General features: G+C 43.8%; 23 protein-coding genes. 14 read left to right on the forward strand and 9 right to left on the reverse strand.

Annotation, left to right across the window (positions count from 1 at the left end; all coding sequences use genetic code 11):
- From hisC to hisIE, 6 genes are read left to right on the forward strand one after another with little or no spacing between them, the layout of a single operon-like run.
- Complete coding sequence (gene hisC, locus ACYFDN_RS05355) at window positions 1-1,059, forward strand: histidinol-phosphate transaminase (RefSeq protein WP_483510213.1); 1,059 nt, start codon at window positions 1-3, stop codon at window positions 1,057-1,059.
- Window positions 1,060-2,136: a bifunctional histidinol-phosphatase/imidazoleglycerol-phosphate dehydratase HisB gene (gene hisB, locus ACYFDN_RS05360; protein ID WP_483510215.1), complete on the forward strand. Its 1,077-nt coding sequence runs from the start codon at window positions 1,060-1,062 to the stop codon at window positions 2,134-2,136.
- Window positions 2,137-2,164: 28 nt separating this feature from the next.
- Window positions 2,165-2,773, forward strand: a complete 609-nt coding sequence (gene hisH, locus ACYFDN_RS05365; protein WP_483510217.1) for an imidazole glycerol phosphate synthase subunit HisH — start codon at window positions 2,165-2,167, stop codon at window positions 2,771-2,773.
- 3 nt (window positions 2,774-2,776) lie between these two features.
- The gene (gene hisA, locus ACYFDN_RS05370; protein ID WP_483510219.1) at window positions 2,777-3,529 is read left to right on the forward strand and encodes a 1-(5-phosphoribosyl)-5-[(5-phosphoribosylamino)methylideneamino]imidazole-4-carboxamide isomerase; all 753 of its coding nucleotides are present in this window, start codon (window positions 2,777-2,779) and stop codon (window positions 3,527-3,529) included.
- On the forward strand, window positions 3,519-4,292 hold the full coding sequence (gene hisF, locus ACYFDN_RS05375; RefSeq protein ID WP_483510221.1) for an imidazole glycerol phosphate synthase subunit HisF: 774 nt from the start codon (window positions 3,519-3,521) through the stop codon (window positions 4,290-4,292). Before hisA ends, hisF begins: the two co-directional genes overlap by 11 nt.
- Window positions 4,289-4,906, forward strand: coding sequence for a bifunctional phosphoribosyl-AMP cyclohydrolase/phosphoribosyl-ATP diphosphatase HisIE (gene hisIE, locus ACYFDN_RS05380; protein ID WP_483510223.1), 618 nt, complete (start codon window positions 4,289-4,291; stop codon window positions 4,904-4,906). Before hisF ends, hisIE begins: the two co-directional genes overlap by 4 nt.
- A gap of 220 nt (window positions 4,907-5,126) precedes the next feature.
- Here the strand turns inward: hisIE and ACYFDN_RS05385 are convergent, their stop codons facing one another.
- The 4 genes from ACYFDN_RS05385 to ACYFDN_RS05400 form a co-directional block, all read right to left on the reverse strand.
- Entirely contained in the window at window positions 5,127-6,221 is a 1,095-nt protein-coding gene (locus ACYFDN_RS05385) for a Tle-like phospholipase domain-containing protein (RefSeq protein ID WP_483510225.1), read from the reverse strand.
- A gap of 382 nt (window positions 6,222-6,603) precedes the next feature.
- Window positions 6,604-8,265, reverse strand: coding sequence for a SulP family inorganic anion transporter (locus ACYFDN_RS05390; RefSeq protein ID WP_483510479.1), 1,662 nt, complete (start codon window positions 8,263-8,265; stop codon window positions 6,604-6,606).
- Between the two features lie 246 nt (window positions 8,266-8,511).
- Complete coding sequence (locus tag ACYFDN_RS05395; RefSeq protein ID WP_483510226.1) at window positions 8,512-8,943, reverse strand: gamma-glutamylcyclotransferase family protein; 432 nt, start codon at window positions 8,941-8,943, stop codon at window positions 8,512-8,514.
- 13 nt (window positions 8,944-8,956) lie between these two features.
- Complete coding sequence (locus tag ACYFDN_RS05400; protein ID WP_483510228.1) at window positions 8,957-9,844, reverse strand: AraC family transcriptional regulator; 888 nt, start codon at window positions 9,842-9,844, stop codon at window positions 8,957-8,959.
- A 174-nt stretch (window positions 9,845-10,018) separates the two neighbouring features.
- Here ACYFDN_RS05400 and ACYFDN_RS05405 point away from each other — a divergent pair, with 174 nt between their 5' ends.
- Both ACYFDN_RS05405 and ACYFDN_RS05410 read left to right on the forward strand, forming a co-directional pair.
- Window positions 10,019-10,963: an SDR family oxidoreductase gene (locus ACYFDN_RS05405; RefSeq protein WP_483510229.1), complete on the forward strand. Its 945-nt coding sequence runs from the start codon at window positions 10,019-10,021 to the stop codon at window positions 10,961-10,963.
- A gap of 55 nt (window positions 10,964-11,018) precedes the next feature.
- On the forward strand, window positions 11,019-11,387 hold the full coding sequence (locus ACYFDN_RS05410) for a DUF4345 family protein (protein ID WP_016401115.1): 369 nt from the start codon (window positions 11,019-11,021) through the stop codon (window positions 11,385-11,387).
- Between the two features lie 60 nt (window positions 11,388-11,447).
- Here ACYFDN_RS05410 and ACYFDN_RS05415 read toward each other — a convergent pair whose 3' ends face one another.
- Window positions 11,448-12,296 (reverse strand): ATP-binding protein, encoded by an 849-nt coding sequence (locus ACYFDN_RS05415; protein WP_483510230.1) that lies wholly within the window; start codon window positions 12,294-12,296, stop codon window positions 11,448-11,450.
- 373 nt (window positions 12,297-12,669) lie between these two features.
- Here ACYFDN_RS05415 and ACYFDN_RS05420 point away from each other — a divergent pair, with 373 nt between their 5' ends.
- Window positions 12,670-13,011 carry a zinc ribbon domain-containing protein YjdM gene (locus ACYFDN_RS05420; protein ID WP_016401117.1) on the forward strand — a complete coding sequence of 114 codons (342 nt, stop codon included), beginning with the start codon at window positions 12,670-12,672 and terminating at the stop codon, window positions 13,009-13,011.
- Window positions 13,012-13,096: 85 nt separating this feature from the next.
- Window positions 13,097-13,726 carry a GDSL-type esterase/lipase family protein gene (locus tag ACYFDN_RS05425; protein ID WP_483510231.1) on the forward strand — a complete coding sequence of 210 codons (630 nt, stop codon included), beginning with the start codon at window positions 13,097-13,099 and terminating at the stop codon, window positions 13,724-13,726.
- 34 nt (window positions 13,727-13,760) lie between these two features.
- Here ACYFDN_RS05425 and ACYFDN_RS05430 read toward each other — a convergent pair whose 3' ends face one another.
- Together ACYFDN_RS05430 and ACYFDN_RS05435 are read right to left on the reverse strand one after the other, a co-directional pair.
- Window positions 13,761-14,999, reverse strand: a complete 1,239-nt coding sequence (locus ACYFDN_RS05430; RefSeq protein ID WP_483510232.1) for a glycoside hydrolase family 88 protein — start codon at window positions 14,997-14,999, stop codon at window positions 13,761-13,763.
- 111 nt (window positions 15,000-15,110) lie between these two features.
- On the reverse strand, window positions 15,111-15,971 hold the full coding sequence (locus ACYFDN_RS05435; protein WP_483510234.1) for a polysaccharide lyase family 7 protein: 861 nt from the start codon (window positions 15,969-15,971) through the stop codon (window positions 15,111-15,113).
- A gap of 301 nt (window positions 15,972-16,272) precedes the next feature.
- On the opposite strand from ACYFDN_RS05435, the gene yfcE reads away from it, so the two are divergent.
- Together yfcE and ACYFDN_RS05445 are read left to right on the forward strand one after the other, a co-directional pair.
- Window positions 16,273-16,824 (forward strand): phosphodiesterase, encoded by a 552-nt coding sequence (gene yfcE / locus ACYFDN_RS05440; RefSeq protein ID WP_152782454.1) that lies wholly within the window; start codon window positions 16,273-16,275, stop codon window positions 16,822-16,824.
- Between the two features lie 277 nt (window positions 16,825-17,101).
- Window positions 17,102-18,142 carry a polysaccharide lyase family 7 protein gene (locus ACYFDN_RS05445; protein WP_483510235.1) on the forward strand — a complete coding sequence of 347 codons (1,041 nt, stop codon included), beginning with the start codon at window positions 17,102-17,104 and terminating at the stop codon, window positions 18,140-18,142.
- Between the two features lie 201 nt (window positions 18,143-18,343).
- Here the strand turns inward: ACYFDN_RS05445 and ACYFDN_RS05450 are convergent, their stop codons facing one another.
- The gene (locus ACYFDN_RS05450; protein WP_016401123.1) at window positions 18,344-18,778 is read right to left on the reverse strand and encodes a universal stress protein; all 435 of its coding nucleotides are present in this window, start codon (window positions 18,776-18,778) and stop codon (window positions 18,344-18,346) included.
- Window positions 18,779-19,195: 417 nt separating this feature from the next.
- On the opposite strand from ACYFDN_RS05450, the gene ACYFDN_RS05455 reads away from it, so the two are divergent.
- Window positions 19,196-20,620 (forward strand): cellulase family glycosylhydrolase, encoded by a 1,425-nt coding sequence (locus tag ACYFDN_RS05455; protein ID WP_483510236.1) that lies wholly within the window; start codon window positions 19,196-19,198, stop codon window positions 20,618-20,620.
- Window positions 20,621-20,710: 90 nt separating this feature from the next.
- On the opposite strand, the gene ACYFDN_RS05460 is transcribed toward ACYFDN_RS05455, so the two are convergent.
- On the reverse strand, window positions 20,711-21,256 hold the full coding sequence (locus ACYFDN_RS05460) for an outer membrane beta-barrel protein (RefSeq protein ID WP_016401126.1): 546 nt from the start codon (window positions 21,254-21,256) through the stop codon (window positions 20,711-20,713).
- 290 nt (window positions 21,257-21,546) lie between these two features.
- Here ACYFDN_RS05460 and ACYFDN_RS05465 point away from each other — a divergent pair, with 290 nt between their 5' ends.
- The gene (locus tag ACYFDN_RS05465) at window positions 21,547-22,536 is read left to right on the forward strand and encodes a DUF2333 family protein (protein WP_483510237.1); all 990 of its coding nucleotides are present in this window, start codon (window positions 21,547-21,549) and stop codon (window positions 22,534-22,536) included.
- The last annotated feature ends 28 nt before the right edge of the window (window positions 22,537-22,564 follow it).

Consider the following 22,564-nt stretch of genomic DNA (forward strand, 5'->3'; position numbering starts at 1 on the left):
ATGTCGGTTACATTATTAGCCCGCAAAAAAATTCAGGCGCTGGTGCCCTACCAAAGTGCTCGCCGCATTGGCGGCAGTGGTGAAGTGTGGCTAAACGCCAACGAAAGCCCCGATGTTAGTGACTTCAGTTACGAAGGCGATGAGCTAAACCGCTACCCAGAGTTTCAACCAGAAGCTTTAATTAACGGTTACGCTGCCTACGCAGGCGTAGAGCCAAATCAAGTGTTGGCTAGCCGCGGCGCCGATGAAGCGATTGAAGTACTAATTCGCGCATTTTGTGAGCCTAACGAAGACAGCATTACCATTTGTGCCCCTACTTACGGCATGTATGCGGTAAGCGCCGAAACCATTGGTGTTGAGATAAAAACCGTTGCTCTAGATGCGAATTTTGATCCCGACTACGCGGCACTGGCAAAAGTAGATAGCAAAATTATTTTCTTATGTGCCCCCAACAACCCAACAGGCAACATGCTAGATGAAGCCAAGTTGTGTGAGTTGTTAGAAGCACAAAAAGATAAAGCGCTAGTTGTAGTAGACGAGGCCTATATTGAGTTTTGCGAAGAACTTAGCGTAGTGAAATTGCTCGGCGACTACGACAACTTGGTGGTTACTCGAACCTTATCTAAAGCCTTCGCTTTAGCTGGCTTACGTTGTGGCTTTACCGTTGCAGGTCGTGAGGTGATTGAAGTAATGAGCAAAGTGATTGCCCCTTACCCGATTGCCCGTCCAGTTGCCGAGATCGCAGCAAAAGCGCTAAGCCAAGATGGCTTAAAAGTTATGCGCGAGCGTGTTGCACGCTTAAACGCTATTCGCAGCCAAGCGGTTGAAGATTTAAGCAAACTTAATATTGTGCAAGAGATCTTCCCTGCTACCGGTAACTACATACTGGTACGTTTCGACGATTCAGCCCGAGTATTTAAAACATTGGGCGAGCAAGGCATTGTACTGCGTGATTTTGCCAATAAGCCGCGGTTAGAAAACTGCATCCGCATTAGCATTGGCAACCAGCAAGAAGTGGCCGCCACCGTATCAGCAATTCAAGGATTGGAGCGAACTTAAGTGAGCCAAGTAAAACAAAAAATCTTATTTATCGACCGTGATGGCACCATGATCGACGAACCTATCACCGACAAACAGGTTGATAGCGTAGAAAAGGTAAAGTTAGAGTCACAAGTGATCCCGGTATTGCTTAAGCTACAAGCCAATGGCTACCGCTTAGTTATGGTAACCAACCAGGATGGTTTAGGCACCGACAGCTTCCCCGAAGCTGATTTTCACCTAGCTCAAAACTACATGATGGATATCTTCGAATCACAAGGCATTAAGTTTGACGACGTACTGGTATGCCCGCACTTCGACGAAGATAACTGTAGCTGTCGCAAACCCAAGCTTGGCTTGGTAAAAGACTACCTAAAAAGTGGCGTGATTGATTTTGCCAACTCTTATGTGATTGGCGATCGCCACACCGACATGCAGCTAGCCGAAAACATGGGGCTAGAAGGCTTGCAATATCAACGCGACGGCCTTAACTGGATAGCGATTGAAAAGCAGCTTACTCAACAAGGCCGCAAAGCCAAGGTTGAGCGCAATACTAAAGAAACCCAAATTAGCATCGCGGTTGATTTAGACAACGCAGGCGGCAGCCAAATTGATACTGGCCTTGGCTTTTTTGACCACATGCTAGATCAAATTGCTACCCACGGCGGCTTTCAGCTTAATTGTAAAGTTGTTGGCGATTACCACATCGACGACCACCACAGCGTAGAAGACACCGCCATTGCCCTTGGCCAAGCCCTTAAAGAAGCGCTTGGCGACAAACGTGGTATTGGCCGTTTTGGTTTTGTACTGCCAATGGACGAATGCCTAGCCCAATGTGCCCTAGATTTAAGCGGCCGTGCTCACCTAGAGTTTAAAGCTGATTTTACTCGCGACAACATTGGAGACTTTGCCACTGAAATGGTACCGCACTTCTTCCGCTCACTAAGCGACGCTATGGCCTGTACCTTACACCTAGAAACCACCGGCAAAAATACTCACCACATGGTAGAAGCCCTGTTTAAAGTATTTGGTCGTGCACTAGGTCAAGCCATTGTTAAATCGGGCGATGCAATGCCTAGCAGTAAAGGCACACTATAAGCGCCTGCTTTAAAGGATAAGAGCAAACATGAACGTAATTATTGATACAGGATGTGCCAACTTATCTTCGGTAAAATTTGCCGTAGAGCGTTTGGGCTTTCCAGTAACAGTGAGCCGCGATCCACAGGTAATTTTAGCGGCTGATAAACTGTTTCTACCCGGCGTGGGCACCGCCACCGAGGCGATGCAAAACCTAGCCGACCGCGAGCTTATCGACTTAGTAAAACAAGTTAAAAAGCCGCTATTGGGTATTTGTTTAGGCATGCAAATGCTGGCCGATTTCTCTATCGAAGGCGGCGCTAAACAAGCCGACGAGCCAGTCCCCTGCTTAGGTTTAGTGCCTGGCACTGTAAGCTTAATGCAACCGCAACAAGGGCAACGCCTGCCGCACATGGGTTGGAATCAAATTCAACCTAAAGCCGGTCACCCACTGTTTAAAGGCATTGAAGCCGGCAGCTACTTCTACTTCGTACACAGCTACGCCCTGCCAGTAAACGCTGCCACAATTGCCGAATGTGATTATGGCAACACCTTTACCGCCGCAGTAAACAAAGACAACTTTTACGGGGTGCAATTTCACCCGGAACGTAGCGGCCAAGCCGGTGCGCAACTAATCAAAAACTTCTTGGAGATGTAACACATGATCATTCCTGCTTTAGATTTAATTGACGGAAAGATTGTGCGTTTGTTCCAAGGTGATTACGCACAAAAAACCATTTATGGTGACGACCCACAAGCCCAGTTTTCTGAGTACCACAGCCAAGGAGCTGATTGGTTACACTTGGTTGATTTAGACGGCGCCAAAGATACCAGCGCTCGCCAACTAGACGTTATCGCCCAGCTACTGAAAAACACTCCAGCTAAAATTCAGATTGGTGGCGGTGTACGTAGCGAGCAAGATGTAAAAGACTTGCTCGACGCAGGTGCAGAGCGTGTAGTAATTGGCTCTACCGCAGTAAAGCAGCCAGAAGTGGTTGCCAAGTGGATGGAAAAATACGGCGCCGAGCACATTGTACTGGCGCTTGATATTAACATCGACGAGCAAGGCAATAAGGTAGTAGCAGTATCTGGCTGGCAAGAAGACAGTGGCGTAACCATTGAAGAACTAGTGGCTATTTACGCGCCTGTTGGCCTAAAGCACGTATTGTGTACCGACATATCTAAAGACGGCACGCTAGAAGGCTCAAACGTAAGTTTGTACCGCGAGTTATGTGCGCAATACCCAGATATTCACTGGCAAAGCTCAGGCGGCATTGGTGACTTAAATGACATTGCAGCGCTTACCGATACCGGCGTAGCTGGCGTAATTGTTGGCCGCGCATTGTTAGAAGGTAAGTTCAACGTAGAGCAAGCCATCGCCTGCTGGGAGCAAGGGGGCAACAATGCTAGCTAAACGAATTATCCCCTGCCTAGACGTAAAAGACGGCATGGTAGTAAAAGGCGTTAAGTTTCGTAACCATGAAATTATTGGCGACATTGTACCGCTAGCCAAACGCTACGCTGAAGAAGGCGCAGACGAACTAGTTTTTTACGATATTACCGCCAGCTCAGACGAGCGCGTAGTAGATAAAAGCTGGGTAAGCCGAGTAGCGGAAGTTATCGATATTCCGTTTTGTGTAGCCGGTGGTATTAAAACCATTGAGGATGCCAATCGCACCTTGCAAAATGGCGCTGATAAAATCTCTATCAACTCCCCTGCTTTAGCCGATCCTAGTTTGATTACTAAGCTTGCCGACAAATTTGGCGTGCAGTGCATCGTAGTAGGCATTGACTCTTACTACTGCGACGAAACCAGCCAATACCAAGTTAAGCAATTTACTGGTGACGAAAAGCGCACCGTAACCACTACTTGGAATACCTTTGACTGGGTGAAAGAAGTACAAGCTCGTGGCGCAGGTGAAATAGTACTAAACGTTATGAACCAAGATGGCGTGCGCCAAGGTTACGATTTAGAACAACTAAGCCGAGTACGCGAGATTTGTAATGTGCCTTTAATTGCCTCTGGCGGCGCAGGCGAAATGCAGCACTTTAAAGCCGCCTTTAAGATTTCCGACGTAGACGGCGCATTGGCGGCTAGCGTATTCCATAAAAGCATTATTGATATTGGCGAATTGAAGCAATATCTCAAACAACAAGAGGTGGCAATTCGACTATGAGCCAGTTTGAAGAACTAAACCAAAAGATTAACTGGGACAAAGTCGAAGGCTTAATCCCTGCCGTGGTTCAAAACGACCACAGCGGCCAAGTGCTTATGCTGGGTTACATGAACAGTGATGCGCTAGCTAAAACCCTAGACACCGAGCAAGTAACCTTCTTTAGCCGCACTAAGCAGCGTTTATGGACCAAAGGGGAAACTTCAGGCAATGTGCTAAAGCTTAAAGGTATTACACTTGATTGTGACCAAGATACCTTATTAGTAGCTGTTGACCCAATTGGCCCAACTTGCCACCTTGGCAACCCAAGCTGTTTTGACGGCCACCAAGAGCCTAAGCTTACCTTTATCGCCAAACTACAAGCGGTATTAGCCGAGCGTAAGTTAGCCGATCCAGAAGAAAGCTACACCGCTAGCCTATTCGCCCGCGGCACCAAGCGCATTTGCCAAAAAGTAGGTGAAGAAGGTGTAGAAGTAGCCCTAGCCGCCATGGCTAACGACCGCGAAGAGTTAGTGAACGAAAGCTCAGATTTGTTGTATCACCTACTAGTATTGCTAGAAAAACAAGAAGTGGGTTTTGATGAGGTTGTTGCTTGTTTGCAGGCAAGGCATAAGTAAAAATTTTCACTTCTTATCAATTGATAAAAACCAGCGTAATGCTGGTTTTATATTTCTATTCGAAACTAGCTATTTGCCCATTTCACGAACAGCCACCTTCATGACAAACATACTTCGTATTCACGAATATATAAAGACTAAAATTAGTTTTCGCTATATTCAATTAATCTGCAAATTTCGAGGTCTAATAGTGTAATGAAAGATATAAAAGTTAACTATTTTAGTCACTTAAGTCACATTTATCAATTTCAACATACCCTTTGCAGATCCCTTCGCTATCCATTAACTCACTACGTATATAAGTGGGGGAAAGGCTGTGCTGAGCAACCTTGTTACTATTCTCAACGAGACATACCAAATGACAACTTAAGAGCGTCATTGAATGACCAGCAACTAGTTGCTTAGATTTTACTTGTACACCTATGTCATGCCTACCATATCGAGCTTTAGTAGATAACGTCGTAATACTTCTAACCCCACCCAAAGCCTCACCACCATTATACATGCGATGAATTATTGGATATTGATTGGCTACTTTTCCTTTTAATGCCAAATTAGTCCAATTAGTAACTGGGCTAGTATTAAAGGTGAATACTTCCTTTATGTCTTTGGATAAATAACCTGTTTGTTGTGCTAAGCCACCTCCTAGAGAGTGGCCGGTTGAAAATATACTTATATTTGGATTTTCAAATTTCAACGCATCAATGACTTTAGGGATATTATTTCGTGCAATTTTATATTGCTCAGGCTCAAAACCAAAAAAATTAGATAGATTAGTTTTCCAATCATACCAAGTTTCTCCCTTTCTATTTTCTGTACCTCTAAACGCAATTACAGCTTTATAAATTTTATCCTTAGAACCAAACACATATGTTTCATAAAATAAACCTTTCTTATTGTAGCAAGGCTTTGACTCTATTAAACTGCTTCCTTTCCATCTAAACCATCGTTCCTTTGAATTCACATCTACATATGGCATACCAAAGAGGGGAGGCTCAGAATCGGAATCTAAATAGTTACAAGCTGTTTCAAAATCATCACCTAGTATATCCTCCGATATTAACTCACCACTTTTATTATACTTAGAGTCTTTTTTTACCAAGTCATCTCGGTAAGATACATTTGCAAATAAAGCCATAACTGCAAATCTGTCTGCTAACTCATAAAAGTAATCATCATCCTCAAATCTTGGAGGTTGAGTATCATTTTCTTTACTCTCGTATTTAAAATTAGCGTACTTTGTTTTAACGACTCCACAAGACGTAATAGCCAGAACACACAAAGTAACGATCGAATAAAGTATTTTATTAGTCATTATACCCTCCATAATTGTGTTCAAATAGTTTCATAAAGATACATACATGAGCGACCTTTGAGCTACAAACGTTCTTCTTCGTTTGTCGTAATCTAGTAAGATTCAAATCACCGTATGAACTAGATAAACCGTAAGCAGCATCCACTTTCTTTAGGCCAAGTATCAAAAAGCCACTGATGTTGATTATTTCGATAGTGAAAAAAACATTACATTCTTTACAACTCTAGCACTATTCACATAGTCATCAATATTGAATAAAGCCTTTTAATTAGTTTTACGGGAGAATAATGAGAGAGCAGGACAATTCATCTAGTTGTTTAGGAAACCTTGCGCTAAAGTTATCTCCAGCGCGATTTGTACCATAGAAGGCTGCTATGCAGGACTAAATAGCCGATCCTTGCTGCTCAACGTCTGCCTCAGCATTTATACGCAGCACCACTGCCAGCCCTTTTTCTAAGGCTTCAGTGCGGCTATCTACAATATGATCTTCATCTATCCAATCGCGGATCTGAATTTTCTCTAACTGGTGCATGGTTTGCTCGTTAGGGCTGTAGAGGAACACTTCACAGCCAGCATCTAAGGCATCACGCATGGCGTTTTCCAGCGCTAGCGCCACAGTAACGTCAATCATCGGTACTGCACTAAGGTCTAGCACCATTACTTTGTATTGCTCAACCGCTGCATGTTGTCTGGCAATGGCTTTTGATACTCCAAAAATCATTGGTCCAGAGAGGTAGAAAAACAATAACTGGCCCTTGGCTTGGTCTAACAACTGCCGTTCTGAATCTTCAAGTGGCACACCGTCGTCGGCATCGGATATTGCCTTAACGTTTTTCTCTTGAACTCGGCTCAGCTTTTCAATAGTGATCACGTTTGCAAGGAATACTCCAATGCCTACCGCGTAGATTAAATCGACAAAAACGGTAAGAAACAGTACGCCATACATGATGCACGTAGGTACTAAAGATACACGGTGAGCGCGTTTGATGAAGCTCCAATCGAGAATATTAAGGCCAACATACATAGCGATACCCGCGAGAACGGCTAATGGTATAGGCTGGGTAAGTGGCGCTAGCCACAACACTACCAAGAGCAGAATTACCGCGCGCACAATACCAGAGAGCGGAGAGCTTCCGCCCACCTGAACATTCACTACAGTTCCCATAGTCGCGCCTGCGCCAGGTAAGCCGCCAAACAAGCCTGAAACCGTATTTGCGATGCCCTGCCCCATTAACTCGCGGTTAGAGTCATGTTCTTTGCGGGTTAAGCTATCGGCAATTACTGCGGTTAAAAGAGTATCAATGCAACCTAGTGTGCCTAGCACTAAGGCATCAACCAGCATTTCGCTAAGCAGGCCCCAAGTAAAAGTGGGCCAAATAATCGACGGTAGGCCGCTTGGTATCTCACCAATACGGCGAATACCCTCGTCACTAAATAGCAGCATAGATACTAAAGTAACCGCCACCAGCGCGACCAATTGTGGAGGGATTATTTTTTTGTATTTATTAGGCATGAACAAGAGCGCGCCTAAGGTCATCAGCCCTAACAGGAACTCGCCAAAGTGCATGTTTCGAATTAAGTCGGGAATCGCCTGCAGAGTTCCAAGGGCTCCACCAGCGGGAGTAGACTGGCCTAAAAAGGGTGCCAATTGGAGGATGACCAGAATGACCCCAACGCCAGACATAAAGCCAGAAATAACACTATAAGGCATCAAGGTAATGTATTTACCGAGCTTAAGTGCACCAAGGGCGATTTGGAATAGCCCGGCCATCATCACCACGGTAAATGCCATAGCGGGCCCGTTTTCAGGGTGCTTGGCTATCATGGTGGTAAGTACCGCCGCCATTACTACGGTCATCGGGCCGGTTGGCTCTGAGATCAAGGTTCGCGAACCGCCAAATAACGCGGCAAACAAGCCTACTAAAATGGCGCCCCAAAGACCCGCTTGAGGCCCTGCTCCCGATGCAACACCAAACGCTAAAGCCATTGGTAGTGAGACGATAGCAGTGGTAACACCACCAAACAAATCGCCCTTAATGTTCATTGATTCAAACTTACCCTTAACCAAACCGCTACTCCTTTTGCTTGGACGCCCCAATTGTATTGAATTCTTTTGGAATTAAAACACTGAATATAGTGCGGTTATTAATTATTTATCTTACGTCTTACAGGGGCTAAATAGTCAAATAGCATTAAAACAGGCGAGTACAGCGGCTTGAATCGCAGCCAAATCATACAAACACCAAGTGATAAAAACTAGAACGAGTCATCTTCCCAATAAAGAAAGCGCCTAACAACTTATTAATTTCTCTCTGCTTCGATATAAATCGGCATGCTCCAACAGGTATTCCCCGTGCAATTCAAGCCTAATGTCTGCTGCTGCCGCCATCTCCGGCGGCTTGCCATATACAATAGCGGCGAACTCTTTTCCCGATGTCACACATTCCACTTGAATGCTGAACTTTCGATATCCATCTGGCTCATGTACACGTTCTAAGTTGTCCATTTCTGCTAGTACTTGGTCCGAGACTAAGAACACTTGCCCCTTCACCGGCTGGCCTTTGCCCTTATCAAGCACCAACCACGGCGAATAACGGCTACCCACCAAATACAAAGGGTAGCTTTCTTTGCTTACGTAATCAGAGCCATGGCGAATGCCTTGGTTAAATTTAAAGTTTGGGAAGCCTTGTTTTAGCGTGCCAAATACAAACACTTTGTGCATATTTTTATCGTCCTTAAGCAATGTTCTCTAAGAGGCCTTTGGACTGGCTCCACTGTTTAGGAGATTGCCCATACATCCTTTTAAACTCCCGACTAAATTGGGATGAGCTAACATAACCAACCGCCATTGCCGCTTCACTGACATTATTACCTGCGGCAATTTTCATAGCGGCTTGATTCAATCGCATCGACTTCATAAATTGAATCGGCGACATCATCGTTGCTTGTTTAAACTTACGGTGAAATACCGCTCTGCTCATGCTAACTTGAGAAGCAAGCTGGTCTATGGTGACATTTTCGCTAAGACGCTTAGATAAGTACTCAATAGAGCGGGCAATTTCGTTACCAACTCCAAAGGCTCGCCGCGCCGAGATGCCCGCCTCACCTTTTAACACCGCATAATAAAACTCACGTAAACGGCTAGCGCCTAAAATAGCACTATCCCTTGGGTTATCGCCCAATTGCAGCAACCTTAATAGGGCATCAGAGAAGGTGTCATCCCAATTTGCTAGCGATAGGCCTTGCGCGCTACTTTTAGGATGCTTTATCACTGCCGCTGAGCTTTCCATTTCAATGGCTAGCTCGGTCATAACTTTTGTATCGAGAGAGATGTACACACCGAGCAAAGGCTCTTCTGGCGAGGCTTCTGGTGTACCCGCTTCTACTGGCATAGACATGGTGCAACACAGGTATTGGCTATTATCGTAGACATAATGATGCCCCTCGATTAACGCCTCTTTTTTACCACTGACAATAACCACAACTGTCGGCTCATAAACCGCTGGAGCACAAGGGATAGCAGTGGTTACTTTAAACAGATGAACCCCTTTTACTCCTGTCTCAACCATTCCTTCATCGCTGATGTGACTTTCTATCAGCTGTTTTATTTTTTGCCTAAACATATCATCCCCTAAGAACCACATTTGATACAAATAGGCAATTTTTAGCGCCAAATACGCCTACTAAATACACACAGTGAGAGTTAAATTCATTACCAAGCAAAGATACTACGACAAATAAGGTAGCGCAATTAACTTTCGTTGCGCTCTCCGAAGGCTGAATCAAGAGGTTAGAAAATGACAACAAAGCAATTTACCACTAAAGCTTGGACACCAGAGCAGATTGGCTCACTAGCAGGAAAAACCTATGTAATTACTGGTGCCAACAGCGGTGCGGGATTTGAAGCCTCTTGCATCCTGCTGTCTAAAGGCGCAAAGGTAGTAATGTTAAATCGAAACCCTGTTAAATCTGTCGCGGCCATAGAAGAGTTAAAAGTCCAGCTGGGTAGCAATATTGATCTTAGCTATATTCAAATGGATTTAGCTGAGCTTGACTCGGTTAGGCGCGCAGCTAAACAATTACTAGAGAGCACCAACAGCATTGAAGCGCTTATTTGTAACGGCGCGATTGCGCAAGTTGCCAAACAACAATTCACAAAAGACGGCTTTGAAAGCCAATTAGGTGTTAATCATTTTGGCCACTTTCTTCTGTGTGGCTTGTTATTTGAACAAATAGAGGCATCTCAAGGGCGCATTGTGATCGTTGGCAGTAACGCCTACAAAATGGGCTTAAAGAAAATTCAATTTGACGATCTTAACTTCGATGCTAATTACACGGCATGGAACTCTTATGCTCAAAGTAAACTCGCGCAAATGATGTTTGGCTATGAACTGCAGCGACGAATTAAAGCCTCAGGTAAGCATGTACAAGTACATGTTTGTCACCCAGGCGCGTCGAGAACTAACTTATTAAAAGACACAGCTAGCACGTTTAACAAAATACTCTGGGCTCTACTGTCTAGACTAATCGCGCAATCTGCCGAAAAAGGCGCATGGCCAGAGGTAATGTGTGCCACCAAACAAGGCTTAGCGATAAACAAACTCTATGGCCCAACCAAACGCGCCGATACCGTTGGCCCGGTGGGTGAATGTTTATTAGATGAGGTAGCACTTGACCATCAAATGGCTCAGCAACTTTGGCAGTTATCTGAAGAAAACACCTCGTTTAACTGGCAACTATAAACTTAACTCAAATCGACCAAGTTTAAAGTAATACTTAGCCCCACAGGAGCAAAAAATGATAGAAACTAGCTTATTGTTACGAGGCATTGGCATCGCATTGATCATTGCCGGCATTGTGCTGGTATCTAATCCAGAATTAGTCAGTAACAAGGCAATTCCCGACAATACCTTTGATGCAATTGAACGAAGAATTTGGTGGGGTCTGTTAATTGGTTTTGGTTGTTTGCTAATGTTTCATCATCAATTTCAGCCTTGGGTGACAAGCCTTGCCGCTACTAGCGCATCACTAATGTTTGGCCTACTTGTGGCAAGACTTATAGGAATAATGCTAGACGGTTCGGTAACAAAACAATGGTTATATGTAGGCTTAGAGTTAGTATTGTTGGCGCCATTGGTGTGGTGGTACCTTAGCGTTCGGGCATAGCAAAGCCCGAGACCCAATTTATTGAGGAACTGGCTTGTTAAGTATACATAACACACTACATTAAAGTGCTTTAGTGGCGACCACCTCTCCTACCTTATTGATGGTTATTTCAACACTCTCTAAGGGTTGCTTTAGCTTAGCTAAGACATTTTTCACCCACTTAGAGAGTCCACCACAGCAAGGCACCTCCATTCGCAAAATAGTCAGGCTTTTAAGTTGACCATAGCGAATAAGCATATTGAGTTTTTCCACATAAGCGTCTTGGTTTTCATCTAGTTTAGGACAAGCAATAAGGAGCTTTTTTCCGTCTAAATAGCTGCTATGAAAATCAGCTGCGGCAAACGCGCTACAATCAGCAGCGAGTAACAAGTCCGCGCCCACAAAAACGGGATTGGCGCTGTTAATAAGATGCAACTGAATAGGCCAATGGCTTAAGGCGCTAATTGGCGCACTACCATCACTTGATACTTGGTTTGACTCACCTTTCTCTCGAACAAGCACCTGCTCTTTTTTACCGGGGCAGCCTGTAGTTGAGGCCTCATCGGACACTTGTTTGTGAGAGGGCACATCTATTCCCTGCTCCGCCAATACCTGTAAGGCGATTTGGTAATAATCAAATTCTTGATGCTCTAGCATATGTTCTAAATGGGCTTTAATTACATTTGGCCCACCTTGTATGATGTTTTCCATGACTTTTCGTTCGTCATAAGCGCTAGCTTCACGCTTTACCACAGTCATTGCGCCTGTGGGACAATGTCCCAAGCAAGCACCTAGGCCATCACACATTAAGTCGCTAATTAAGCGAGCTTTTTGGTCGATGATTTGCAAGGCACCTTCATGGCAAGCAGGCACACATTGACCACATCCGTCGCATAGCGCTTCATCTATTTCTATTATCTCGCGTAACATAGCTTCCCCACACTTTCTGCTTATTGAAAGCTAGGCTGCAATATCAAAGCCAGTGAAAACATAACTTAAGTGGCTGATATTTCGTTCAAACTCAAAGAGAGATGAAATAAAGCAAACAAGTAAATGTAAGCTTTGTGCTAAGTGCGACAGTTTTAAGCTACATACTTGGAATGTGTTGAAAGGCCATCCAAGGGTGAAAATTTACTCAGATACTGCCATTACCCGCAGCAATCTTAGCTAAGCGCTAGCTGGCAGAGCCATTCTTACTTATAATGCCCCTACAAATATTAGGTACTAGTTTACTAGTACTGCTATGGCTTAAAGCGTTACCTTCGCTTTGCCACCATAAACTAAAGATTAAAGAGAAAATATCATGAGCGATCTGCCTCCATGCCCAGAATGTGAATCAGCCTATGTATACCAAGATGGTTCACTACTTATTTGCCCTGAATGCGCGCATGAGTGGAACCCTAACGAAGTAGTAGTTGACCCTGATGCCATTGTACTTAAAGACGCTGTAGGCAATTTACTGGCAGAAGACGACAAAGTTACCCTGATTAAAGACCTAAAAGTGAAAGGGTCGTCGTTAGTGCTAAAAGTAGGTACTAAAGCGGTAATTAAACGCTTTGTAGATGCTGATCATGACATCGACTGTAAGGTAGATGGTCACGGCCACATGATGCTTAAATCTAAATTTGTTAGAAAACAAAACTAGGTGAACTCAGTTCTATCGCTAAATAAAAACCTGCACTAGCAGGTTTTTTTATACTCTTTAGCCACACAACAATAAGGAACACACTTTGGCAATCAATAAAGTACTGTGTTTTGGCGACTCTAATACTTGGGGTTACTCTCCTTCTAGTGGGCAACGCATGCAAGCCAACTCTCGTTGGCCGGGAGTTATGGCCAACTTACTTGGCGAGGCTTACCAAATTATTGAAGCTGGACAACCCGGCAGAACCACCTATCCCAGTTCATCAAGCTTTGGTTTAAGCAGCGGCATAGATGCCTTATTGCAAGACACCAAAAAACACCAGCCAGACTGCTTAGTATTGATGTTAGGCACTAATGATTTTTATCCAGAATTTCAACTTGCAGTAGAGCAGATAAGTGAAAATCTTGAGCGAATGGTTGTTGAGCTAGACCAGCACTGTGTAAACCAAGGAATAGCAAGCCCAAAAGTGTTGTTAGTTGCTCCACCAGCAATAGATGAAACAGGCCCTTTCGGTCAGCATTTTAAAGGCTCGCAAGCTAAGTCTCAGCAACTTGCTGGCTTACTCGCAGCTAAAGCAAAAAGGCTTAGCTGCGCGTTTTTTGATGTAAACAGCATTATTAAACTTGAACAACAAGACGGCGTTCATTTAAGCCCTGAGCAACATAAGCAACTTGCTGAAGCGCTTGCGGCAAAACTGGCGTTTATCTGCCAGTAAGCGTAACTTAAGCCTCACGTAGAGGCTTTAATCATTACAAACCAAAATGCTTAGGTAGCTTATAGGGTGCCCATTGCTGCCAACGATATAAAGCCTCTATGAAAAAGTAATCGCCAAAAATAGTGCCGACTTCTGGCTCACCCCACTTTTCTGAGCCTTTCAACAAAATACTTTGGTAGTTGTTGTCCATTGCTAAGTATTTAGGTGTAGAAAGTGACGCTAGCATTTGTTGTGCGTCGTTTAAGTACTTCTCTTGTTGAGTAATTTTATAAAGCTCGATGAGTGCTGATGCCACAATCGCTGTAGCAGAACTATCTCGAGGGTTATCATCATCTAATGGAGCGTCAAAGTCTGAATACGGCACCCAATCTTGAGTTTGTTGTTTGGTGCTTTCAATAAAGTATTCATAAGACTTGATTGAGCGCTCTAGCATCCGCTCTAAACCCGTGTAACGATAATACATAGCATAAGCATAAACCGACCAAGCTTGGCCTCTTGACCAGGTTGATTCTGTTTTCCAGCCTTGATGGGTTCTTTTCTTAACTACTTCACCACTAGGGCTATAACTCACTACATGGTAGGTGCTGCCATTTTCTCTTACACCATGTTCCCAGGTTTTATCTGCATGTGAGATCGCCATCTTGGTGAACTGGGGCTTGTTGGCATGTTTGCCTACCCAAAGCACCAATTCCATATTCATCAATTGATCAATATTGACTTCAAAAGGCAGCCGAGTGGGATTACTAATCCCCTGCCGCCAAGACCGAAATGCGCCGATATCTTTGTTGTAACGCTGCTTCACTAAGGTAGAGGCACCATCTATCAATACTTGCTTGTAATCATCGCTAGGCTTTTCACCAATGGTGTAGCCTAAACCAAAACTGTTAAAAATTTGAAAGCCAGTATCATTGTCAGTGGCATAAGCGCGCGACCTTACCCCTTCTGTCCAATGCTCAGCATACTGCTGCCATTGGCCATTATCACCGAGTGCATTTAGATACCAAAAGATGCCCGGTATAAATCCGCTACACCAGTTTTTCGAGTACTCATGCTGCCATTTTCCCGCTTCATTGGTATAGGCTGTAAACCAATGTTGGTTACTGTTTAATGCCTCGGAGGCAAGCAGTACAGATTTGCTTTCGATAAGCGCCATCACGCTTTGTGGGGGCGCTTGGTTGGCTACCGCCTGTGCGTTTACAGACAACATGCTTACCGCTAATCCTGCGACAACAGCGTTTTTAAGATTGGCGTGTTTAATGGAAAAAAGGGACATAGTTACCTCATGGTTTGGTGCGGTGTAAAGTGAAGGTACTCAAGCAAATAGCAGCTAGCAGGCTAAGGGCTCTCGGGAGGTGGCACGCGAGAGCTAACAAGGTGCAGGCTTCTATTTAGGCTCAGCCGCAGAATACTCAAGCTTGTAGAAATGTGCTTCACTCATACCATGGGTAAATTGGTTGTATACGCCGGCTTTAAAGTAACTTAACAGGTGACGCCAATAATCAATGTCGTGCTTAACTAGGTTGGTACCATCTACGTCAACCGATAGCGTTTTGTTGCCTACAGTAATATCAAAAGCGGTAGTTTTGCCTGTCGGCGCCTTACCCAAATCAATGTGGCTATAAGCAACATCAGGCTTACACATATTTTTGTCTTTGTTTTTTTTACCAAAGGACCCTTTGCAAATGACTGCATTGTTTTTGATGATTGCCCAAAAGTGACCTTTCATGCCATTAGCATCACGCTTCCATACCACCCTTAATAAGGGGTGCGGTACATTGTGTGTGCCTTCGTCATCTAAGCCCTTGTTATGCACTTGTAGAAAAGTAATCTCATCTTGTTTTGAGTCTGAGTTTTTCATTGACGCTTCAGGGTCAATCATTTCAACGTCGGCGCGTAATGAGTAAAAATGATCAGGTAAATCGGTACGGAAGTTTTTATGCACCCGAACTTCATTACGTAAATGATCGTTCTTCATTTTAAAGACCAGCGCTTCGCTTGTTTTATCTACATAAAAGTAAGGATTTACGATGCCAGTAAAATCTCCATCTAGCGCAAAGTATTCCTTATTGCCTTTCTTACCTTCAGCATCTGAAATTTGCAGCTCAGATTCACTTAAAACATGTTGAAACTGAGGATAGTTAACCGGCTCGCCCAAGCTACCGTTGTTATCAGAAAACTGAACATTGGCTGAGGCCAATGTGGAAACAGCAAGTAAAGCAGATAGAGCGAGTAGATGGTTTTTCATAAGGCCTCATTAATGTAGTATCATCATACTAATAAATATTTAGCATATTCAAACAACAATAAAAGCCACTTAACACGATAGTGTGCACCAAGGCTCAAAAGTAATGAGTTAGAACTAGCTTAACGAATTGTTAGATGAGCAGAACTATTTTGCGTTGTTGGATTCTTAAGACTTGGCGTAGGGAGTTCTCACTATTAGTTGTTCTTGCCTGTTCAGTTTCCTATTTAAAGCGCTAAAATAAACGCCCAAGGCGCTAAATTGGCTTTAGCAGCTCTTCTCAGTTTCACTCAAAGGACAACTTATGCTGTTTGTATGTTCTGATATTCATGGCGACTACCAAGCCCTAACACTCACTTTAGCCGCTTTTAAACGCAGCGGAGCTTCGCATTTAGTCAGCTTGGGCGATGTGCTTAACCACGGGCCTCGTAACCCCGTGCCCGCTCACTATGCACCTTTAAAGGTTGCGGAAGACTTAAACAATATCGCTGATAAAATTATTGCGGTTAGAGGGAATTGCGATAGCGAAGTGGATCAAGCCCTGTGTCACTTTCCACTATTAGCTGAATACAACCAAATGCTTTTAGGAACACGCAAAATATTTTTGTGTCATGGCCACAATTATGGACCAAACAAACTGCCGCCTTTAAGCCCTGGAGATATATTGGTGAGCGGCCACAGCCATGTTCCGCAAGCCCAACAACAAGACGGGCACTTTGTGCTTAATCCCGGCTCGGTATCAATGCCTCGACAAGACTGGCAAGCCAGTTACGCTTTAATCACTGAACAGCAAATACAAGTATGTAGTCTTGTTGAACACCAAGAGCTACTGAGCTGCCCTTTAGATAAAAACTAAGCTAACAGCTAGCAGAGCCAGCCTCTGTTAGCACTAATTTGCTTTGACTTATTAGCTAAAATCGCCGTGCTTACCGGCGAACATTGCGCATGTGATACAACCTGTTCCCACCACAAACTGTGATGTACAGCAAAATTTATAAATGAAACTCTCAAAAACAAAGAGCAATATGAATAATTGCCAAGGCCATCATATTTAATAATACAATAGTATTATAACGTTTCCCTGTTCACGAAAACTCCGTCTACGAGTTACATTTAACTAACAGGGAACTATCATGAAAAAGATTTATGTCGCTTGTGCTGTAGCTGCACTGTTTGCAGGTACAGCTGGCGCAGCGAATACACCGACCAATTACCAGCTTGAGTTAATGTCGAAGCTAGATGCTTCTAAAGCCCCGGCGCAAAACTTCGAAATGCGTAAGTGGAAAATTAACTTACCCTACCCTGATACCAAGCCTGAGCGCGAAGGCAAAACCATGGAAGTGTATGCATCTCAGCTAAACGATGCAGAAAATCCATTCTCACATCCAGAATGGTTTTACACCAACGCTGAAACTGGCGCCATGGTATTTAAAGTACCTAATGAGGCGGTGACCACGCCTAACAGCAAAAACGCTCGTAGTGAATTACGCGCAATGTTAAACGTGAACTTACCTACTGGATACAAAGATCCAAGCACCAATTTTGTATTAGCTTCTCACGACAATGCAGCAGCTTACGGCTCTATTGGCGGACGCATGAGCGCAGCCTTAAGTGTTGACCATGTAAGCCTAAGTGGTAACGATGCAAAAATGGGTGCTCACTCTGTGGTTATTGGCCAGATCCATGGTTCAAATAATGAACCTTTAAAGATCTTCTTCCGTAAATTGCCAAACCATGAGCATGGTTCGCTATTCTGGAACTATGAAATTAATCCTAAAGACAAGAAAGACCGTTTCGATATTCCTCATAACATCTTCGGCCAGTACAACTTGACCAAAGAAGATAAAGATCCAGTTGGCGGCATCAAGCTGGGTGAGTTGTTCTCTTATGACGTTGATATTGTTGACAACATAATGAACCTCACCTTTACCAAAAACCCAGGTGAAGCCAATGAGCAAGTTGTCACGTATAGGGTTAACTTAGCTGAACCTAACTCTGCTTCTGACTTAGATACCAGCTACGCGCAAGATTGGATGTACTTTAAAGCAGGTGCTTACAACCAGTGCAATATCAAACCTAAAACCAATACTTGGAGCTCGGGCTGTAGTAATAATGGCTTAGATGCTGGTGATTACACACAAGTAAGCTTCTATAAACTTAACCTTATCCAATAAGGCTAAATAAGCTAACAACTCCGTTTATAAACACAAGCCCTTGGCATGAAAATGCCAAGGGCTTTTTAATCACAAGTAAAGCTATAACACTTAAGCCTTCATCAACAATAGAAGGCCAAAAAGCGCAGTATAGATGAGGCGTTAAACAAAGAAATACTCATCGAGCTCTGGTTACACCCGATAAGTATTATGCCTAGCCGCTCACTGATCGATAGGTATAACTAGCAGATCTATCGAGACGTTATTTACCAGCTCATGATGTTTAGATGCTAAACGATGCCAGAACCCATTATCATGACCACATACGATTAAGTCAGCGCCTACCTCGGCCACTGTTTCATCTAAGCGAGCACTTAAATCACCTTGCATAACAAACTGGTTCTCAATGGTGTAATTAGTATCCACCACCAAGGCGTTAAGCTTGTTAGCAAACTCTTTAAGGCTAGGATGCATCGGTTCTATGGCGGCTAAATCAAGATCAATTAGCCCACTGAATGCTGAATCGTTAGCGCTTTCATCAACAAAAATCAGTGATACTTTTGCATCGAGTGGTTTCGCTAGAAGGATGACTTTATCGATTATTCGTCTGCTGTTTTCAGAGAGGTCGACGGCGACTAAAATGTGACGATAGCTCATGATGTGCTCCTCGTAATTTATTTAATCACTTTAAGCTTAGCAGTGGAAATACGCCTTAGACGGACTTGGCGCACATGCCAAGGGAATATTTGAAGCTAACTTGAGCTTGGTCATTATTAGCTTCAAAACAAGGTATCAGAGGCCACAAAAACCAACATAGCCGCTCGCTTATAAGCATTCATGGTTTAGTCTCCCTTTTTTTGACAAGTAGATAATTAGCGTTAAGTGCTATACAGCTAGTTTCTCTTATTTAATCAGCGGCTTTGTGAGCAAGCTCATACTGACCATGAAACAACAAGAAATTTAGCTATCTATTTCAGCCAGTTATGCGGCTTTCCAACTTTTTTACTTAGCTAACTCGGGTAGCATCATCTTTAAGTAAGTTGTTAACTTCACCTTTAAATGTGAGAGCCTAAAATGCCCGAATGTCGAACATACCACCGCTTCGCAGCTAAGCTGATTTTACTTGGTTTCATCTCGCCTTTTGCAGTTGCGGCCGACTGCGAGTACTCCTTAACCAATCAATGGGACCAAGGCTTTCAGGCACAGGTGACCATTACAAATACCGATTCAACTAACATCGAGGGTTGGCAAGTTAATTGGCAATATCAACAAGGCTCTCAACTTAGCTCTAGCTGGAATACGGTTTTAAGTGGAGATAACCCATACAGCGCAAGTAACCTTTCGTGGAACGCGACTATAAAGCCAGGGGAGTCGGTTGAATTTGGTATTCAAGGAACCATGAACGGCAACAGTGCGGAACAACCAGCGCTTACTGGTGATGTTTGCTCTAGTCAAACACCACCACCTCCCAGTGAACAACCTGCTATAACGGCTATAGACGCTGCAGCAGCAATGGGCACCGGCTTTAACTTAGGGCAAATGTTCGACAACCAACAACATGCGGCTACCCTAACCGAAGCTTCAGGAAAAATAGATGCTTATTACGAGCAAGGTTATCGTAATGTCAGAATTCCGATTAGTTGGACCATAGAGATATCAGGTTCAACCATTGCTAACGAATCAGGAAAAATAGACCTTAACAATGCTCGCCTTAAAGAGATAATAAAAACTGTCGACCATGCCCTAGCTTATGAAGATATGTTCGTAGTTATCAATGCTCACCATGAAGCCGTAATCAAAGACAATAGTGATGCGGAGATGTTAGAAACCTTGTGGACTGATATTAGTGCTCTATTTAAAGACCGCAGTAACCGTCTCATTTTTCAAATTTTAAACGAACCGCACTTAAGTAATAGCGAAGCCATGCTTCCGTCAAAGCTACGCCACATGACAGGTTTGGCATATAACAAGATCAGAGAACAAAGTCCAAACCGGATTGTTGTAATTGGTGGAAACCAATGGTTTGGCGCTCATGAGATGGCGCGAACCTGGCCAAATTTAGACGCTGTTGGAGGAGGCAATGACCCCTATGTGATGGCCGCATTCCACCATTACAATCCTTGGTCTTACCACGGTGAAGGTAACTTATCGACTAAGTGGACTGAATCTGACATTAGTGACCCAATTAGAACCATGCAACAATGGGCAAACGGTGTGGGTCAAGGTATGCCAATCTACATCAGTGAATGGGGTACTAATTGGCAAAAATATAAAAGCCAAATGGATTGCAACAACATTAGAGCTTGGTATGAGTTACTGGACTCTAAACATGCAAAAGCAGCAGGCATTCCCACTTCTGTGTGGGACGATGGAGGTTGGTTTATGATCTATGATCACCGCACCAATGCCTACAACAACAACCTTTATCAGTGCATTATTCAAGGCTCTTGTGAGTACAGTAGTAATGACAGCAGCCGAATCAATGCGGCCTGTAAGTAGCGCAACTAAAACCCACTATTTTATACTTCCCGCGACTACTCTGTCGCGGGCAACCTTTGAGCACTAGAGACAGCATTCAAAGCGTGATTATTAACCGCGATAACCAATACTAAATACCCCACCCTCTGTCACCGAATTATAACCAATGCCAAACACTAAATGCCGAGTTAAAGCATAACGAAGCCCAACTTCGCCGCCCCAGTTTCGCTTGGTATCGGTATACCATTCTGGCTTACAGTCAGTGCAAAACTGGGTGATACCGTCAGTGTATTCGGTGGTGTCTTCTAACATTGCTCCGCCGCCATAAACACTCAGATTATTGGAGAGGCTGTAACTCACCCCTAGCCTTAACATGGTTAAGTCTCTTTTACCTTCTGCTGGTGCTTCAAAGCCTAAGTCTTCTTCTTTTGATCTGCCATAACCGAGGTAGTAACCCCAATTAGGGTAGCTTTTGTCGTAATGATTTACCGCAACGGTCAAGCCCAACATAGGTTGGTCGGGATGTTGGTAATCGAGAAATACCGCAGCCCACGGATAAGCGTTGGTGTTTTCTTGTTGCTGTTGGGCAACAGCCTGAGCAGACATTGTGAGGGCAAATACTGTAATACTGGGTTTTACTAACTTGGAGATGTGCACGAAATTCTCAACCTTTTAAACCTTACCTCCCTGTAAACCAATAATCTGCGGCAGATAATGGCAGTTATCTGTCCTTAAAAAAACCGTAAGCACTGCTTTAGCTCAAATCATTAGGATAATTTGCTGAATACTTGATAGAGCTTTGAGTTTACTGCTCGTACCCTAGCTAGAAAACCAAGGTATGACAGTTGAGGCTCTCATGTCTCACCGCAATTAGATTTTGCATAAGCTATTGATTAAATTGCTTACTTGACTATGCTGAGAACATAAATCTTGTTGAGGATGTATTTATGTTTCAGCTTACTGGCCGTAAGGTTGTTGTTTTCTTTTTGGTGTTTTTCATCATTAACTACATCATTGCAGTGTTTTGGAGCATTGAACCAGACCGAGTCGAAGTCAAAGAATATGTACTTGAGCAAGCAGTGGCAAACGGTGAGGAAGCGGTAACCGGATATGCCACCACCACCGCATTGATGTTTGTGGCCGAAACCCTGCTAAACAAATCGGGCGGTTACTTAAGTAACGATAAAATGCCCCCCAGTGTGTTTATGGACAATATGCCAAGTTGGGAGCTTGGTGCATTAAACCAAGTTCGAGATTTATCGCTGATTATGCGTAAAGATTTTAGCCGCTCTCAAGCGCAATCAGTAGAACATGCTCAGCTTAAAGTCGCCCAGCCTAAGTTCAATATTGACCATACTTCATGGCAGCTTCCAAGTGCAGAACGCGAATATCAAGATGCTATAGATGCCCTTGCAATTTATCGCGCCCAATTAGCCGATCCTAAAGACCCAAATGCGCAGTTTTATGCTCGTGCCGACAACTTAGTTACCTGGCTTAACGAAGTACAATCACGCCTGGGAAGCATGTCGCAAAAGCTTTCGGCCTCGGTAGGCCGAGAGCGCATTAACACTAGCTTAGTGGGCGATGAAGGTGCTGCACAATCTACCTTTGCTCCATCAGAAAGCATGGTTAAAACCTCTTGGTGGAAAATTGATGATGTGTTCTATGAAGCGCGTGGCGAAGCGTGGGCATTGTTGCACTTTTTCCAAGCAGTAGAAGTAGACTTTAAAGGCGTATTAGAGAAGAAGAATGCTACAGTAGCGGTTCGTCAAATTGTTCGCGAGTTAGAAGCGACCCAAGAAACCGTATGGAGCCCAATGATATTAAACGGCACAGGTTTTGGCCTTATGGCTAACCACTCTCTAGTAATGGCTAACTATGTATCACGTGCTAATGCGGCCATTATTAATTTGAATAATTTGCTTACCAAAGGCTAAATTGGCTACCTGGCAATACCAAAAGCAG

It is taken from the genome of Agarivorans sp. D1326, from assembly GCF_056958115.1.